This is a genomic window from Caballeronia sp. LZ029, assembly GCF_031451275.1.
Lineage (GTDB): Bacteria > Pseudomonadota > Gammaproteobacteria > Burkholderiales > Burkholderiaceae > Caballeronia > Caballeronia jiangsuensis.
In genome coordinates, this window is the sequence record NZ_JARUXO010000001.1 from 1,905,946 (window position 1) to 1,921,280 (window position 15,335).

14 protein-coding genes are annotated in these 15,335 nt (G+C 64.8%); 3 read left to right on the forward strand and 11 right to left on the reverse strand.

The features are described from left to right. Positions 1-43: 43 nt before the first annotated feature. Together QCE73_RS09055 and QCE73_RS09060 are read right to left on the reverse strand one after the other, a co-directional pair. Complete coding sequence (locus tag QCE73_RS09055; protein ID WP_309880818.1) at positions 44-928, reverse strand: alpha/beta hydrolase; 885 nt, start codon at positions 926-928, stop codon at positions 44-46. 56 nt (positions 929-984) lie between these two features. Then, the gene (locus QCE73_RS09060) at positions 985-1,827 is read right to left on the reverse strand and encodes a ferritin-like domain-containing protein (RefSeq protein ID WP_309880820.1); all 843 of its coding nucleotides are present in this window, start codon (positions 1,825-1,827) and stop codon (positions 985-987) included. Between the two features lie 211 nt (positions 1,828-2,038). On the opposite strand from QCE73_RS09060, the gene QCE73_RS09065 reads away from it, so the two are divergent. The 3 genes from QCE73_RS09065 to QCE73_RS09075 all read left to right on the forward strand — a co-directional run bounded on the left by QCE73_RS09065 (position 2,039) and on the right by QCE73_RS09075 (position 4,070). Further along, entirely contained in the window at positions 2,039-2,563 is a 525-nt protein-coding gene (locus tag QCE73_RS09065) for a gamma carbonic anhydrase family protein (RefSeq protein ID WP_035503076.1), read from the forward strand. Between the two features lie 42 nt (positions 2,564-2,605). Continuing rightward, positions 2,606-3,556 carry an Hsp33 family molecular chaperone HslO gene (hslO, locus tag QCE73_RS09070; RefSeq protein ID WP_309880823.1) on the forward strand — a complete coding sequence of 317 codons (951 nt, stop codon included), beginning with the start codon at positions 2,606-2,608 and terminating at the stop codon, positions 3,554-3,556. 163 nt (positions 3,557-3,719) lie between these two features. Continuing rightward, positions 3,720-4,070 (forward strand): hypothetical protein, encoded by a 351-nt coding sequence (locus QCE73_RS09075; protein WP_187608815.1) that lies wholly within the window; start codon positions 3,720-3,722, stop codon positions 4,068-4,070. A gap of 87 nt (positions 4,071-4,157) precedes the next feature. Here QCE73_RS09075 and ftsB read toward each other — a convergent pair whose 3' ends face one another. The 9 genes from ftsB to QCE73_RS09120 form a co-directional block, all read right to left on the reverse strand. After that, positions 4,158-4,628, reverse strand: a complete 471-nt coding sequence (gene ftsB, locus QCE73_RS09080) for a cell division protein FtsB (RefSeq protein ID WP_035503081.1) — start codon at positions 4,626-4,628, stop codon at positions 4,158-4,160. Positions 4,629-4,740: 112 nt separating this feature from the next. Further along, on the reverse strand, positions 4,741-6,024 hold the full coding sequence (gene eno / locus QCE73_RS09085; protein WP_035503082.1) for a phosphopyruvate hydratase: 1,284 nt from the start codon (positions 6,022-6,024) through the stop codon (positions 4,741-4,743). A gap of 360 nt (positions 6,025-6,384) precedes the next feature. Then, positions 6,385-7,239, reverse strand: a complete 855-nt coding sequence (gene kdsA, locus QCE73_RS09090; protein WP_035503085.1) for a 3-deoxy-8-phosphooctulonate synthase — start codon at positions 7,237-7,239, stop codon at positions 6,385-6,387. Then, positions 7,236-8,930, reverse strand: a complete 1,695-nt coding sequence (locus QCE73_RS09095; RefSeq protein WP_187608811.1) for a CTP synthase — start codon at positions 8,928-8,930, stop codon at positions 7,236-7,238. Before QCE73_RS09095 ends, kdsA begins: the two co-directional genes overlap by 4 nt. Positions 8,931-9,102: 172 nt before the next feature. Next, positions 9,103-9,924: an alpha/beta hydrolase gene (locus tag QCE73_RS09100; protein WP_309880828.1), complete on the reverse strand. Its 822-nt coding sequence runs from the start codon at positions 9,922-9,924 to the stop codon at positions 9,103-9,105. Positions 9,925-9,940: 16 nt separating this feature from the next. Then, positions 9,941-12,424 (reverse strand): DNA internalization-related competence protein ComEC/Rec2, encoded by a 2,484-nt coding sequence (locus tag QCE73_RS09105; protein ID WP_309880830.1) that lies wholly within the window; start codon positions 12,422-12,424, stop codon positions 9,941-9,943. Between the two features lie 64 nt (positions 12,425-12,488). After that, the gene (locus tag QCE73_RS09110) at positions 12,489-13,277 is read right to left on the reverse strand and encodes a TatD family hydrolase (RefSeq protein ID WP_035510051.1); all 789 of its coding nucleotides are present in this window, start codon (positions 13,275-13,277) and stop codon (positions 12,489-12,491) included. A 24-nt stretch (positions 13,278-13,301) separates the two neighbouring features. After that, positions 13,302-14,015 (reverse strand): lipoprotein-releasing ABC transporter ATP-binding protein LolD, encoded by a 714-nt coding sequence (gene lolD, locus QCE73_RS09115; RefSeq protein ID WP_035510050.1) that lies wholly within the window; start codon positions 14,013-14,015, stop codon positions 13,302-13,304. Further along, complete coding sequence (locus QCE73_RS09120; protein WP_035510046.1) at positions 14,008-15,261, reverse strand: lipoprotein-releasing ABC transporter permease subunit; 1,254 nt, start codon at positions 15,259-15,261, stop codon at positions 14,008-14,010. The genes lolD and QCE73_RS09120 overlap by 8 nt, the downstream gene beginning before the upstream one ends. Positions 15,262-15,335 lie beyond the last annotated feature (74 nt).

Here is a 15,335-nt window from a genome sequence, read left to right on the forward strand (position 1 = left end):
TGACACGCCGATTATGTAGTTCCTTCGTACCGTGGCGCGTCGCTCACCGGCAGAACGATTCGATCAGCGCCGCGACACGCTCCGGCTGGTCGTGATGGATCATGTGCCCGGCGCCGTCGACGATTTCCTCGCGCCAGTCGGAGAACACGGCAAAGCGCGTCTTGAACTCGGCGACGGGCGTCTGTCCCGCGAAAGTGGCGAGCGTCGGCGAGTCCTTCGCCTCGACATGCAGCACCGGCGCCGTGACGCGCGCCCACGCTGCGCTCACCTCGTCCAGCCGATACAACGTCGGTCCACGCAACTTGTGCGCCGGATCGGCAAGCAGATGAAAGCGCCCGTCGCTTTCCTCGCGCGACCAGTGCTGCGCGAGATAGCGCGCGCGGGCGAGCGGCAGACGCGGATTCGTGCGGATCAGCCGGTCGGCGACTTCATCGAGGCTCGCATAGCTGCGCAGCGTGGGCGGCGTGCGCAGATCGTCGAGCCATTGCGCGATGCGCCCCGGCGATTGCGACGCACGCGCCGCCGGCAGCCCGAAGCCTTCGAGATCGACCACGCGGCGCACGCGCTCGGGCCGCACGCCCGCGTAAAGCAGCGCGACGTTCGCACCCATGCTGTGGCCGACGAGATTCACCTGCGCGCCGCGCGAGAAATGATCGAGCAGCACGTCGAGATCGGCGAGATAGTCGGGAAAGTAGTAATGCCCGCCGCCCTTCTCCGCGATGGGCCAGTCCGACAGCCCGAAGCCGCGCGCGTCGGGCGCGAGCACCTGCCAGTCGCCGGCGAGCGCATCGACGACGAACTGGAACGACGCGCTCATGTCCATCCAGCCGTGCAGCATGAAGAGCATCGGGGCGTCGGGCGAGCCCCAGCGGCGCACGTGCAGACGCACGCCGCGCGCATCGACGAATTCGGAGCGCGATTCTTTCATGGTGTCGTTCCGGATGAAAAGGATGATCGTTCGATTATAGCGACGATGGCCGCGCGCTACTTCGCGTCGTCCAGCCCGGCGAGCGCGCGCAGTTCGGCTTCGTCGAAGCCGGCGTCGCGGCGCGCCTCGAAGTTGAACGGGCCGCGCAGCTTCGGCGCGTGGTATTGCTCGGCGAGGCGTTCGTAGGTCGTATGCGGATCGAGGCGCTGGCCGTCGCACAGGAAACGGAACCAGCGATTGCCGATCAGCACGTGGCCGATTTCGTCGTGCAGGATGACGTCGAGAATCGCCGCGGACGCGTGGTCGCCCGCCTGCGCGAGGCGCTTGCGAATCGGCGGCGATGCGTCGAGGCCGCGAGCCTCCAGCGTGCGCGGCACGAGCGCCATGCGCGCGAGCACGTCGCCGCGCGTGCGCTGCGCCATCTCCCAGAGGCCGTCGTGTGCGGGGAAATCGCCGTAGACATGGCCGAATTCGGCGAGCCGCGCGCTGAGCAGCGAAAAATGATGCGCTTCCTCCGCTGCGACCTTTAACCAGTCGAGATAAAAATCGCGCGGCATCGACGGGAATCGCCAGACGGCGTCGAGCGCGAGATTGATCGCATTGAATTCGATGTGCGCGAGCGCGTGCAGCAACACGGCGCGACCCGCATCCGACTGCATGCCGCGACGCTTCAGCGACGACGGCTCGACGAGTTCCGGTCGTTCCGGCCGACCGGGCAGATCGTCGGGTTCATCGAGCGTGGCGTTCGGATCGATGCGGGACGGTTCCGCGCGCGCAGCCTCGAACAGCAGGCGGGCGTGCGCCGCCTTCGTCGCGGGCTCGCGCTCGCGCAGGATGGCGAGCGCCCCGCGGCGCGCGCAGGCGTGCTCTTCGGTGGTGGGAATCACGGGATCTTGCATCGAACTATCTCGAAAACGGGCGTGCAACAGGGCAGTCCAGCGGACGCTTACGGCAAACAGCTAAAATGGTAATCCCGGCGGACGCCGCACATCGCGCAACAATTGGCGCAACGACGAGATTGACCGTCAAGCCGCACCGGCAGGCGCGCATTTTAGCGCCCCAAGCGCCCCAAGCGCCCCACTCTTACGACACCACGCCCCAGGAGACAATGTGGCCATCTACAAACTCGGCGACGACGCCCCGACCATCCACGAAAGCGTGTTCCTGGCGGACACCGCGACCATCATCGGCCGCGTGACGCTCGAGGAAAACACGAGCGTCTGGCCCGGCGCGTCGCTGCGCGGCGACAACGAGCCGATCGTCGTCGGACGCGGCAGCAACGTGCAGGAAGGCGCGGTGCTGCATGCGGACCCTGGCTTTCCTCTGACGATCGAGCAAGATGTCACCGTCGGCCATCAGGCGATGCTGCACGGCTGCACGGTCAAGGAAGGCTCGCTGATCGGGATTCAGGCCGTGGTCTTGAATGGTGCGGTGATCGGCCGCAATTGTCTGGTTGGCGCGGGCGCCGTCGTCACCGAAGGCAAGGTGTTTCCGGACAACACGCTGATTCTCGGCGCGCCCGCGAAAGCGGTCCGGGAGATCGGCGAGGCGGACATCGCCCGCATGCGCGCCGCCACGGCAAGCTACGCCGACCGGCGCGAATACTACAAGGCGCAGCTCGTGCGCATCGGCTGAGACCCGGAAGAACGGGCGAGCCTCAACACCCAAGGAAGAGTTGTGAACGACCAGTTGCAGAAATTCATGTTCAACGCGGCGCCGGTGCGCGGCGAGATCGTCTCATTGCGCCACACATGGCAGGAAGTGCTCGCGCGCCGCTCGTATCCCGCGGCCGTGCGCAACGTGCTCGGCGAGATGATGGCCGCATGCGCGCTCTTGTCCGCGAACCTCAAGTTCGACGGCACGCTCGTCATGCAGATCTACGGCGACGGCCCGGTGAAGATGCTGGTCGTGCAGTGCGATTCCCAGCTCTCTCTGCGCGCCACCGCGAAGCTTGCCGAAGGGGCGGAGCGCGAGCTGGAAAACGAGATGTCGCTCGCCGACCTGCTGAACCGTCACGGGCGCGGGCGCTGCGTCATCACGCTCGATCCGGCCGACAAGAAGCCGGGACAGCAGCCGTATCAGGGCATCGTGCCGCTGTCGGGCGAGCACGGCCCGCTCGCGTCGATGGCCGAGGTGCTCGAGCACTACATGCATCACTCCGAGCAGCTCGACACGCGCCTGTGGCTCGCCGCCGATACGGATCGCGCCGTCGGCATGCTTCTGCAAAAGCTGCCGGGCGATGGCGGCATCGTTCCGCATCCGGGCGAGCACGACGCGGACACGTGGCAGCGCGTCTGCCATCTCGGCAGCACGCTTTCGAACGAAGAATTGCTGAAGGAAGAACCGGACACGGTCTTCAAGCGCCTGTTCTGGCAGGAAAACGTGCAGCATTTCGATCCCGCGCCGGCGCGCTTCCAGTGCAGCTGCTCGCGCGAAAAAGTCGGCGGCATGCTCAAGATGCTGGGGCGCGAGGAAGTCGATGGCGTCATCGAGGAGCGCGGCAATGTCGAAGTGCATTGCGAGTTCTGCAACCAGCGTTATGACTTCGACGCCGTCGACGTGGCGCAACTTTTTGTCGCAAAAGAACTCTCACAAGGCGTGAGTCCGGCGTCGGACCGGCGGCACTGAAACGCCGCGAAAGCCTTGTCCAGCGGAGCTTGCGCCGCACGCGTCCGGGGTTTGTCGAACCCGGCGACCGTCCGGCGCGCCGCTTGCGAGCCAAGACTCACGACAGACTCCGCAAGCTATGATTGGGGCTCCTGTAAAGATGTCGGCCCGCTGGAGGTCGTATATGAAAACCGCAACGCTCAACTGGAAACTGCTGCCGTGCCTTGCCGGCGTCGTACTCTTCGCCGGCTGCATGATGGATCCGCCCGGCCCTTCACCGATCTATAGCCGTCTGCCCGATACGCCGCCCGCGCCCCAGCAGACGCTGACGTCGCAGCAGCAGATGGAACGCTACAACGCCATCGACAAGCAGGCGCTGAACGAATCGCAGCAGGCCGCCGCCGCGGGCAATGCGGCGAAGACGATGTCGCAGTTCTATTCGCCCGCGCCGGTGTCGGTCTACGGCGGCTATTCGAGTGGCGGCTGGGGCGGCCCGTACTGGGGAACCGGCGTCGGAGTCGGCACCTGGTGGTGATCGAAGCAGCGAGACGGTCAGCACAAAACAAAAATAGCGCGGTCGATGACCGCGCTATTTTTTTGTTCCGATCGGCAAGCCGCCGCGCTACTGCGCCGCACCCTGCGGCTGTTTCTTCTTCGCTTCGGCTGCTTTTTCCTTCTGCGCCTTCTTGTCGAGATCGCGCAATTCCTGCTTCGAACGCGACACGGGATTCGGCACCACGCGCAGCGGCGCTGCCGAGACCTGACCGCGTGTCGAGCCGTTCATGCCCGGCACGTTCGCGGAATTGACGGGCGCATTCGAATTCGGCGCGACGAACTGCACGAACACCTCGCTGTCCTTCACCATGCCCATCTCGTAGCGCGCGCGCTCTTCCACGGCGGCCGTGCCGCTTTGCAGATCCTGCACTTCGCCCTGAACGCGCTCATTGCGCAATCTCAGGTTCGTGTTCTTCTCCGTCTGCTGCGCGAGCTGCTGCTGCAATTCATGCACGCGCAGCCAGCCGCCGTGGCCCCACCAGAGCGGGTATTGGATCAGCACCAGCAACAGAACCAGAACGACAGTTACGAGCCGCATTCACGTAGCCGAAATAAGCGCCGCCCTGCGGCGTAATGCCGTGGGCGGCGGGCTTCAAAAGATGACGCTTCAAAGACGATCAAACGTCTTATCGACTAAAGCGGCAAAAGCTTTAGCGCAAGTTGTAGAACGCCGACTTGCCCGGGTAGCTCGCGATATCGCCGAGGTCTTCCTCGATGCGCAGCAGCTGGTTGTACTTCGAGATGCGATCGCTGCGCGACAGCGAGCCGGTCTTGATCTGCCCGGCATTCAGGCCGACGGCGATATCGGCGATGGTCGAATCTTCCGTTTCGCCCGAGCGATGCGAGATCACGGCCGTATAGCCCGCGCGCTTGGCCATTTCGATTGCCGCGAAGGTTTCCGTCAGCGTGCCGATCTGGTTGATCTTGATGAGGATCGAGTTGGCGATGCCCTTCTCGATGCCTTCCTTCAGGATGCGCGTGTTGGTGACGAAGAGATCGTCGCCGACGAGCTGGATCTTCTTGCCCAGCTTGTCGGTCAGGATCTTCCAGCCTTCCCAGTCGCTTTCGTGCATGCCGTCTTCGATCGACACGATCGGGAATTTGTCCGCGAGCGTAGCCAGATAGTCCGCGAATTCGCTCGACGACAGTTGCAGGCCTTCGCCCGCGAGCTGGTACTTGCCGTCGTGGTAGAACTCGCTCGCCGCGCAGTCGAGCGCGAGCAGCACGTCTTCACCGGCGCGATAACCGGCCTTCTCGATAGCCTGCAGAATCGTCGACAGGCATTCGTCGTTGCTGCCAAAGTTCGGCGCGAAGCCGCCTTCATCGCCCACTGCCGTGCTCATGCCGCGATCGGCGAGAATCTTCTTGAGCGCATGGAACACTTCCGCGCCGCAGCGAAGCGCTTCACGGAAAGTCGGCTGGCTGACCGGGACGATCATGAATTCCTGGATGTCCAGGCTGTTGTTCGCGTGCGCGCCGCCGTTGACGATGTTCATCATCGGGACCGGCAGTTGCATCGCGCCCGAGCCGCCGAAGTAGCGATACAGCGGCAGGCCGGCTTCTTCGGCGGCGGCCTTGGCGACGGCCATCGACACGGCGAGCATCGCGTTCGCGCCGAGGCGCGATTTGTTGTCGGTGCCGTCGAGCTCGAGCAGGGTCTTGTCGAGGAAAGCCTGTTCCGAGGCGTCGAGGCCCATGATGGCTTCGGAAATCTCGGTGTTGATGTGTTCGACGGCCTTCAGCACGCCCTTGCCGTTGTAGCGGCCGGCTTCGTCGTCACGCAGTTCGATGGCTTCGCGCGAACCGGTGGACGCGCCCGACGGAACCGCCGCGCGGCCCATCGTGCCCGATTCGAGCAACACGTCGCATTCGACGGTCGGATTGCCTCGCGAATCGAGAATCTCGCGGCCGATGATATCTACGATAGCACTCATGGTTTCCTCAAGAAATGACGATGAATTCTGTCAGTCACAACGAAGCGCGCCGCCTGTTTTTACACTTCGATACACGCGACGGCACGCGCTTCACTGCTTCGCTCAGACCCTTTCGATGATCGCCGGTTCAGCGCCGGCGCAAAGAGCGGTCGTTTCGGGATAGCGATTCGATCCGCATCGCTTTCGTGGGGGAGCGGGCTTGAGTCCCGCTGATCGGCGCGGGTATGCGCGTATCGCCCTGATGCGCGCCCTGATGCGTCGCACGCTCCTCCGTTGCTCCGGTCACTCCAGGTGACCTCTTATCGTGACACGGGCGCCGATGAAGACGCCCGCGCCGCACTTCTTTTTTGCCGCAGATGCTCAGTTGAAATCGTTCTCGAGGAACGAGCCGCTCTTCACCGCGCGATCGATGGTGATGAGCGTCTTGAGCAGCGCTTCCATGTGATGCAGCGGCACCGCATTCGGGCCGTCCGACTTCGCGCATGCCGGGTCCGGATGCGTCTCCATGAAGAGACCCGCGACGCCCGTCGCGACTGCCGCGCGCGCGAGCACCGGAACGAACTCGCGCTGACCGCCCGAACTCGTGCCCTGCCCGCCCGGCAACTGTACCGAATGCGTCGCGTCGAACACGACCGGCGCGTTGGTTTCGCGCATGATCGCGAGCGAGCGCATGTCGGACACGAGGTTGTTATAGCCGAACGACACACCGCGCTCGCACGCCATGAAACGGTCTTCCGACAGACCCGCTTCACGCGCGGCGTCGCGCGCCTTGTCGATCACGTTCTTCATGTCGTGCGGCGCGAGGAACTGGCCCTTCTTGATGTTCACCGGCTTGCCCGAGCGCGCGCACGCGTGGATGAAATCGGTCTGACGGCACAGGAACGCGGGCGTTTGCAGCACGTCCACCACCGATGCGACCGCTTCGATCTCGTGCTCCGCGTGCACGTCCGTGAGAACCGGCACGCCGAGTTGCTTCTTCACTTCGCCGAGAATGCGCAGCCCTTCGTCCATGCCGAGGCCGCGAAACGACTTGCCCGAGCTGCGGTTCGCCTTGTCGTAGGACGACTTGTAGATGAACGGCACGCCGAGCTTCTCGGTCATTTCCTTGAGGCGCCCGGCGACGTCGATCGTCATTTGCTCCGATTCGACGACACACGTGCCCGCGATCAGAAAGAACGGCTTGTCGAGACCGGCTTCGAAGTGACACAGCTTCATGCTTGCGCTCCCGCGGTCGCCGCAGCCCTGGCGGGCGCCTTCGCATCGCCGGATTCGGCGTGTGCGCGCGCCGCTTCGACGAACGCCTTGAAGAGCGGATGCCCGTCGCGCGGCGTCGACGTGAATTCGGGGTGGAACTGCACGCCGACGAACCACGGGTGCAGCGACTGCGGCAACTCCATCATTTCGGGCAGATCCTCGCTCGGGGTACGGGCGCTGATGATAAGCCCGCCGGCCTCGAGCTGGGGCACGAAACGGTTATTGACTTCATAACGGTGACGATGACGCTCGTTCACATCGGTGCCATAGATGCGTCCGGCCATCGTGCCCGGCTTGATCGGGCACTTCTGCGAACCGAGGCGCATGGTGCCGCCGAGATCCGACTCCTCGTTGCGCTTCTCGATGCGGCCCGCGCGGTCGTACCACTCGGTGATGAGCGCGACGACCGGGTTCTTCGTGTCCTGATCGAACTCGGTGCTGTTCGCATCGGCGAGACCGGCGACATCGCGTGCGAATTCGATCACCGCGAGCTGCATGCCGAGGCAGATGCCGAGATACGGCGTCTTCGATTCGCGTGCGTATTTGATCGCCTTGATCTTGCCTTCCGTGCCGCGCCGGCCGAAACCGCCCGGAACGAGCACGGCGTCGAGATGCTTGAGTGCATCGGTGCCTTCGGCGTCGATCTGCTCGGAATCGATGTACTCGATATTGACCTTCGTCGACGTGTGAATCGCGGCGTGACGCAGCGCTTCGATCAGCGACTTGTACGACTCGGTCAGCTCGACATACTTGCCGACCATGCCGATGGTTACTTCGCTCTTCGGATTCTCGAGCTTCTCGACGAGGTTCGACCACATCGACAAATCCGCCGGCGGCGGCGACAGCTTGAGCGCTTCGCAGATGATGTCGTCGAGGTGCTGGTCGTTGAGCATCTGCGGAATCTTGTAGATGCTGTCGGCGTCCCACACGGAAATGACCGCGTCTTCGGGCACGTTCGAGAACATCGAGATCTTGGCGCGCTCGTCGTCCGGAATCGGGCGGTCCGCGCGGCACAGCAGCACGTTCGGATAGATACCGATTTCGCGCAGCTTCTGCACACTGTGCTGCGTGGGCTTGGTCTTCAGCTCGCCCGCGGTCGCGATGAACGGGACCAGCGTGAGATGCACGAAGCACGCGCTGTTGCGGCCCATGCGCAGGCTCATCTGACGCGCGGCTTCGAGGAACGGCAGCGACTCGATGTCACCCACCGTGCCGCCGACTTCGACGATCGCGACATCCGGCTGACCGCATGTCGCCGCTGCGGCGCCACGCTCGACGAAAGCCTGGATTTCGTTGGTGATGTGCGGAATGACCTGCACCGTCTTGCCCAGATATTCACCGCGGCGTTCCTTGCGGATCACCGATTCGTAAATCTGGCCCGTGGTGAAGTTGTTGGCCTTGCGCATCTTCGTGCTGATGAAGCGCTCGTAGTGGCCGAGGTCGAGGTCGGTCTCCGCTCCGTCTTCCGTCACGAACACTTCGCCGTGCTGAAACGGGCTCATCGTGCCGGGGTCGACGTTGATGTAGGGATCGAGCTTGAGGAGAGTGACTTTCAGACCGCGCGATTCGAGGATCGCGGCGAGGGAGGCGGCGGCAATACCCTTGCCAAGGGACGAAACTACGCCGCCGGTGACGAATACATATTTGGTCATCGCTAGATGCTCGCGGGAAAAACGGATTATACCGTAAAGGCAGGTTCCCACGAAGCGCACCAGACGCGGAGATCGACTACAAAACCGCCCTTTTCCCCGTCATTTTTGCGGAACGTCGCGCCGGCCGTTCGTCAAGGCCCGCGTGCGTGCTCGTGCCCTTTTGAGCGCCTCGTCATGGCGATGGCTGCATTGCTTTAAGCAGGCGCTGCACTGCGCGCGCGGTGTCGATCGGGCGTTCCATCGGAAAGAGATGGCTGCCTTCCATCCATTCGATGCGCGCCCCCGCGATACGCCGCGTCATGCCGAGCCCCACCTGCCGCACTTCGCGCGAACGCGTCCCCGCGATGAAGCCGACCGGCACCGGCACGCCGTGGGCGACGCGCGCGCCGAGCGTGTGCGGCAGCGTGCGATAGATCAGATATTCGATATGACGATCGAACGCGAGCGAGCGCGCGCCGTTCGAATGCGTCTGCGGAATGCCGAAATCGATGTAGTCGGACAACATGCGCTCGTCCCAGCGGGCGAACGCGGGCTTCGACAGAAAATGCCGCCACGCCTCGTCGCGGCTCGCCCACTGCGTGCGGCGTTTCCTGGTTGCGGCGGCGGGCGACAGGCGCTCATCCAGTCCCGTCCATTGCGTGACGCGCAGGAGACTGCTCCGCCAGCCGGCGATCACGGGCGAATCGAGCATCACGACGCCCTTCACCCATTGCGGACGCTTCAGCGCGGCCATCAGCGACACATAGCCGCCGAGCGAATGCCCGACGAGCCATACCTTCGGATGCGCGTCGTCGGCTTCGCGTCGATAGCGGCTCATGTCATCGATGAGTTGATCGACGAGATACGGCCAGTCGCGGGTCACCGGAAAGCGCGCGTCATGCCCGATGCGCTCGATGCTGCGAACTTCGTAATCGTCGGAAAGCTCTGCGAAAATCGTGCGATAGACCGATGCCGGAAAACCGTTCGCGTGCGAGAAATGGATGATGTCTTTCAAGCGTGTCTCTATTTTTTTAGCGCGCCATCCAGTAGCGCGCGTGGCTTTGCCGGTAGCGCTCGAACGTGATCTGCGAACCGATTTCGCTGCGTGCCGCGCCGTCTTCATCACTGCGCGAAAGCACGATATCGCGCATCTGGTAACGCGCGAACACGGTCGGATGCGGATGGTGAAAGCGGTTGCGATAGCCTACCTGAAATATCGCCACGAACGGCCCGACAGAATCGAGGAAAGGCTCGGTCGATGAGGTGCGGCTGCCGTGATGCGGCACGATCAGCACGTCGGCTCGCAAGGCGTCGCGCTCGCGAGCGATCAGCGCGCGTTCGACATCCGCTTCGATATCGGCCGCGAACAACGCCGCGCGCCCCGCCGCGTTCGTTACGCGAAGCACGCACGACTGATAGTTCGGCTTGCCCGAAAGCGGCCCCGGCTCGGGCCACAGCACGCGGAATTCGACGCCGTCCCAGGTCCAGCGCTGCCCCGCCGCGCAGCGCAGCGTTTGCGCGCCGCGTGCGCGCGCGTTCGGCCACAACGCGTCCGTCGCGGGCAGCGACGCCAGAAACTGGCGCACGGCGATCGATTGCAATACGGCGGGCGCGCCGCCTGCGTGATCCGAATCCGAATGGCTGATGACGAGCGCATCGAGCGCGCGAATGCCCGCGGCCTGCAGATAAGGCACGACGATACGCTCGCCCGCGTGCGTCGATTCGGGGCCGGGACCGGCATCGAAGAGCAAGGTGTGCCGCGCCGTTTCGACGACGAGCGCCGAGCCCTGCCCGATATCGAGCGCGGTGACCCGAAATGCGCCTGCGGGCGCGGGATGCGTAGCGGGAGCGAGGAGCGGCAGCCAGGTCAGCGGCGCGGCGAAGCGCAGCGGCCAGCCGCGCGGCGCGAGCGCCCATGCAGCGCCGATGCACGCTGCCGCGAGCGCGAACGCTCCCGGCTGCGGCAGAACCCAGAGCGGCGATGGCACGGCATCGGCGAGGCGCGAGAGTCCATCGCAGAGCAGCGAGAGCGCGGCATGCGCGGCGTGGAGCATCGGCGCATCGAGCGGCGCGGGCAGCACGAGGCCCGCGAGCGTCGCGGGCGTCACGAGCACGCTGATCCACGGTATCGCGAACGCATTCGCGAGCGGGCCGAGCAACGGAATCTGCGAGAACCAGTAGACCGTGAGCGGCGCGAGCGCGATCGTCACCGCGTATTGCACGCGCACGCTCGACATCACGTGACGCCGGACGCGGCGACAAAACCGCGCGAAGGCCGGAAGCAATGTGCGCCTCGTCGAGTGCGCCGGGCGCTGCCCGACTTCGCTCGGATCGACGCGATCCCACTGATCGATGTCATCGCGATCTTCCGGCTGCGCGCGCGACTCGAATCGCCCCGCCGACGCGATCGCGTGCAGAATCGCTGCCACGGCGCAGAACGACAGCCAGAATCCCGGCGACGTCACCGCCCACGGATCGGCGACGAGCACGATCGCGAGCGCCCACAAAAGCACCAGCGACGACGCGGGCCGCCGTCCGCAGAGAAACGCGATGGCGAAAATCAGCAGCATCCAGAGCGTGCGTTGCGCCGGCACGTTGAATCCGGCGAGCGCGGCATAGCAGGCGGCGAAGACGGCCGCACCGGCCACGGCCACCTTGGGCGCGGCCGCGATCAATGGCGCAGGCACACCTCGCAACCTCAGGCGCTTCCACACGAAGCCGACGATCAACGCCGCCAGTCCCGCGACGAACCCGATGTGCAAGCCCGATATCGCGACGAGATGACTCGTGCCGGTCGCGCGCATGACGGCCCAGTCGGCATCGCTGACCGCGTCCTGCGCGCCCACCGCGAGCGCGACGATGATCCCGCGATGCGGCGCACGCCCGAGCACGTTGTCGATGCGATCACGCATGCGCGCACGCAGACGATCGATCATCAGACGCGGACCGGCCGCATCGGGACTCACGCGGCGCGGCGCGTGCGCAGCCGACACATTGCCCGTCGCGCGAATGCCGCGTTCGAGCAGGCACGCTTCGGCATCGCGCAGGCCGAAGTTCGCATTGGCGTGCGCGCGTTTCAGACGCGCGGTCAGCGTCCATCGCTCGCCGGCGCGGAGCGTTGCGCGATTCGGCGACGGCCAGAGCAATCGCACGATGCGTGGAAAATCGCGCAGACCCGCGCCGTTCGCTTCGACTTCAAAGACGAAGCGCGTGCCGTCCGCCTGTTGCTCGGGAAGCCCGCGCACGAAGCCCGTCAATTCGATATCGCGCTGCTCGTACGCGACGGGCAATTGCTCGCGCAGCCGGACTTCGGCGCGCATCGCGGCGTACGCGAAGCCGAGCGCACAAGCGCCGATTACGAAGCTCGCGATGCGCACACGCGGCTTCATCGCGCCGAGCGTCATCGTGACGACGAACGCCGCGCAGATTGCGGACCACGCGATGCCATCCGGCAAGCGGGCCTGCTGCTGCAAGCCCCAGACGCCCAACGCAAATCCCAGCAGAATCGCGCGCACTTCTTCCTCTTCGTTTTCGTTGCCGCAGACGCTCGCTCGCGGAGACGAACGTCCATCGAAACGATTATGAAGAGGCGGGCGCGAGCCGTGGGAGCGCGGCGTGCGCGTTAGCCGTTGTGCCTAGGGCGAGCGTGTTTTCGTCGATGCCGCGCAACTGCGCGAGCACCTTTGCGATTTGCGCGACCTGGTCCGGCGTATTGCGCTGCTTGTAGCGCCACGAAGGCGCGATGTCGGGCGCATCGGTTTCGAGCACGATCGCGTCGAGCGGAAGCTCCGCTGCGAGACGGCGAATCTGCCGCGCGCGTTCGAACGTGAGATTGCCCCCGAAGCCGAGACGCATGCCCTGCGCGATGAACGCCTCGGCCTGCTGGAAACTGCCGTTGAACGCGTGCGCGATGCCGCGATGAATGTCGTGCACGCGCAAGCCTTTCAGCACCTTGTCCTGCGACTTGCGCACGTGGCAAATCACGGGCAGATCGAACTCGCGCGCAAGCTTCAACTGTTCGTTGTAGAAGAATTGCTGACGCGCATCGTCGAGCGTCGGCACGAAATAATCCAGCCCGATCTCGCCGATGCCGACGAACAGCGGATCGTCGAGGCTCGCTGCGATCTCGTCGCGCAGCACGCGCAGATCGTCTTCCTGCGCGCCCGGCGTGAAAAGCGGGTGTATGCCGAGCGCATACGCGCCGCCCGCGATGCGATGCGCGAGCGCGCGCACCGTCGCGATGTTGCCGCGCTCGACGCCCGGAATCACGATGCGCGTCACGCCCGCATCGAGCGCCGCGCCGGCGACGGCATCGCGGTCGGCATCGAACTCTCCGGCATCGAGATGACAGTGCGTATCGATCCACATGACGCCTCCCGCACAGGAAACGCGTTATACCGGCACGGGCGGCTCTTCGTGCAGCACGCCGTCGCGCAGGCGCATGATGCGGTCGCAGCGCGCGGCGAGATCGGGATCGTGCGTGACGATCACGAAGCTCGTTTCCAGCGTCTGCGACAGCTCCAGCATCAGGTTGAAGACGGTGTCGGCCGTGCCGCCGTCGAGGTTGCCGGTGGGTTCATCGGCGAGCACGCAGGCCGGACGCGTGACGAGCGCGCGCGCGATCGCCACACGCTGCCGCTCGCCGCCCGACAATTCGCCCGGCCGATGCTTCGCGCGGTGCCCGATGCCCACGCGTTCCAGCATCTCCTGCGCCTGCCGGCGCGCGTCGTCCTCGGCCATGCGGCGGATGCGCAACGGCATCGCGACGTTATCGAGCGCCGTGAATTCCGGCAGCAGATGATGGAACTGATACACGAAGCCGAGCGCACGGTTGCGCAACTCGTTGCGCTCCTTCTCCTTCAGCTCGGTGAACGGCTTGCCGAGCAGCGAAACCTTGCCCGCGCTCGGCTCGTCGAGCCCGCCGAGCACGTGCAGCAGCGTGCTCTTGCCCGAGCCCGACGCGCCGACGATCGCGAGCTTTTCGCCCTTCATCACGTCGAGTTGCGCGTTGTTGAGCACGGGCACGTTGAAGCCGCCCTGCACGAACGTCTTCGAAATGGCCGATGCCTGCAGAACGAGATTGTTGGCCGGAATCAGGTCACTCATAGCGCAGCGCCTCCGCCGGACGAACCTTCGCGCCGCGCCAGCTCGGATAGAGCGTCGCGAGCGACGACAACACGAAAGCGATGACGCCGATCTTCGCGACATCCCCCGGCACGAGCTCCGATGGCAGTTCGCTGATGAAATACACCGAAGACGGCAGGAACTGGACGTTGAAGAGATGCTCGATCATCGGCACGAGCCACGGAATGCTCCACGCGACGAGACAGCCGAACGTCACGCCGAGCGCCGTGCCGATGAAGCCGATCGTCACGCCCTGCACGACGAAGATCTTCATGATCGAGCCGGGCTGCGCGCCGAGCGTGCGCAGGATGGCGATATCGGCCTGCTTGTCGGTGACGGTCATCACGAGCGAGGACACCAGATTGAACGCCGCCACCGCGATGATCAGCGTGAGGATGATGAACATCATGCGTTTTTCGATCTGCACGGCGGAGAACCAGGTCTTGTTCTGCTGCGTCCAGTCGCGGATGTAGAGATCGCCCGACAGCGTGCGCGCGAGCTGACGCGCGACTTCGGGCGCGCGCTGCATGTCCTTCAGGCGCAGGCGCACGCCGGTCGGCGCGGGCAGGCGAAAGAGCGCCTGGGCGTCGTGGATTTCGATGAGCGCGAGCGTCGAGTCGTATTCATAGTGACCGGACTCGAAGACGCCGACCACGGTGAATTGCTTGAGCCGCGGCATCATCCCCGCCGGGGTGATGGTGCCTTCAGGCGCGACGAGCGTGATCTTGTCGCCGTCCGTCACGCCGAGATTCGCTGCGAGATCCTTGCCGAGCACGATGCCGAATTCGCCCGGCTTGAGGTCCGTGAGCTTGCCCGCGCGCATCTCCTTACCGATGTCCGACACTTCCGGCTCAAGCGACGGCTCCACGCCGCGCAGCGCGACGCCGCTCACCGCACCCTGGCGCGTGAGCAATGCCTGCGCTTCGACATAGGGCGCCGCGCCGATCACTTCCGGATTGCGGCGCGCTTCCTGCGCGGTCAGTTGCCAGTTGGGCATGGAGCCGGTCGGCGAGAAGATTTCGACGTGCGCGAGCACCGAGAGCATCCGGTCGCGCACTTCCTTCTGGAAGCCGTTCATGACCGACAGCACGACGATCAGCGCGGCGACGCCGAGCGCGATGCCCGCCATCGACACGAGTGCGATGAAGGAGATGAAGCCGTTGCCTGTGGTGCGTTTGCTGGCGCGTGTGTAACGCCAGCCGATCTGCCATTCGTACGGAAGTTTCAAGCGATTCCTTTCTGCTGCTGTCCAGCGTTGTCATGCCCCGATGGCGCGAATTTGCGAAAGTTTGCCATACATGA

Excerpts from the sequence above, each read along its gene's own strand:
- QCE73_RS09060 (WP_309880820.1), bottom strand. The coding sequence starts at position 1,827 with ATGCAAGATCCCGTGATTCCCACCACCGAAGAGCACGCCTGCGCGCGC.
- eno (WP_035503082.1), bottom strand. The coding sequence starts at position 6,024 with ATGAGTGCTATCGTAGATATCATCGGCCGCGAGATTCTCGATTCGCGA.
- QCE73_RS09110 (WP_035510051.1), bottom strand. The coding sequence starts at position 13,277 with ATGTGGATCGATACGCACTGTCATCTCGATGCCGGAGAGTTCGATGCC.
- kdsA (WP_035503085.1), bottom strand. The coding sequence starts at position 7,239 with ATGAAGCTGTGTCACTTCGAAGCCGGTCTCGACAAGCCGTTCTTTCTG.
- ftsB (WP_035503081.1), bottom strand. The coding sequence starts at position 4,628 with ATGCGGCTCGTAACTGTCGTTCTGGTTCTGTTGCTGGTGCTGATCCAA.
- lolD (WP_035510050.1), bottom strand. The coding sequence starts at position 14,015 with ATGAGTGACCTGATTCCGGCCAACAATCTCGTTCTGCAGGCATCGGCC.
- QCE73_RS09095 (WP_187608811.1), bottom strand. The coding sequence starts at position 8,930 with ATGACCAAATATGTATTCGTCACCGGCGGCGTAGTTTCGTCCCTTGGC.
- QCE73_RS09055 (WP_309880818.1), bottom strand. The coding sequence starts at position 928 with ATGAAAGAATCGCGCTCCGAATTCGTCGATGCGCGCGGCGTGCGTCTG.
- QCE73_RS09075 (WP_187608815.1), top strand. The coding sequence starts at position 3,720 with ATGAAAACCGCAACGCTCAACTGGAAACTGCTGCCGTGCCTTGCCGGC.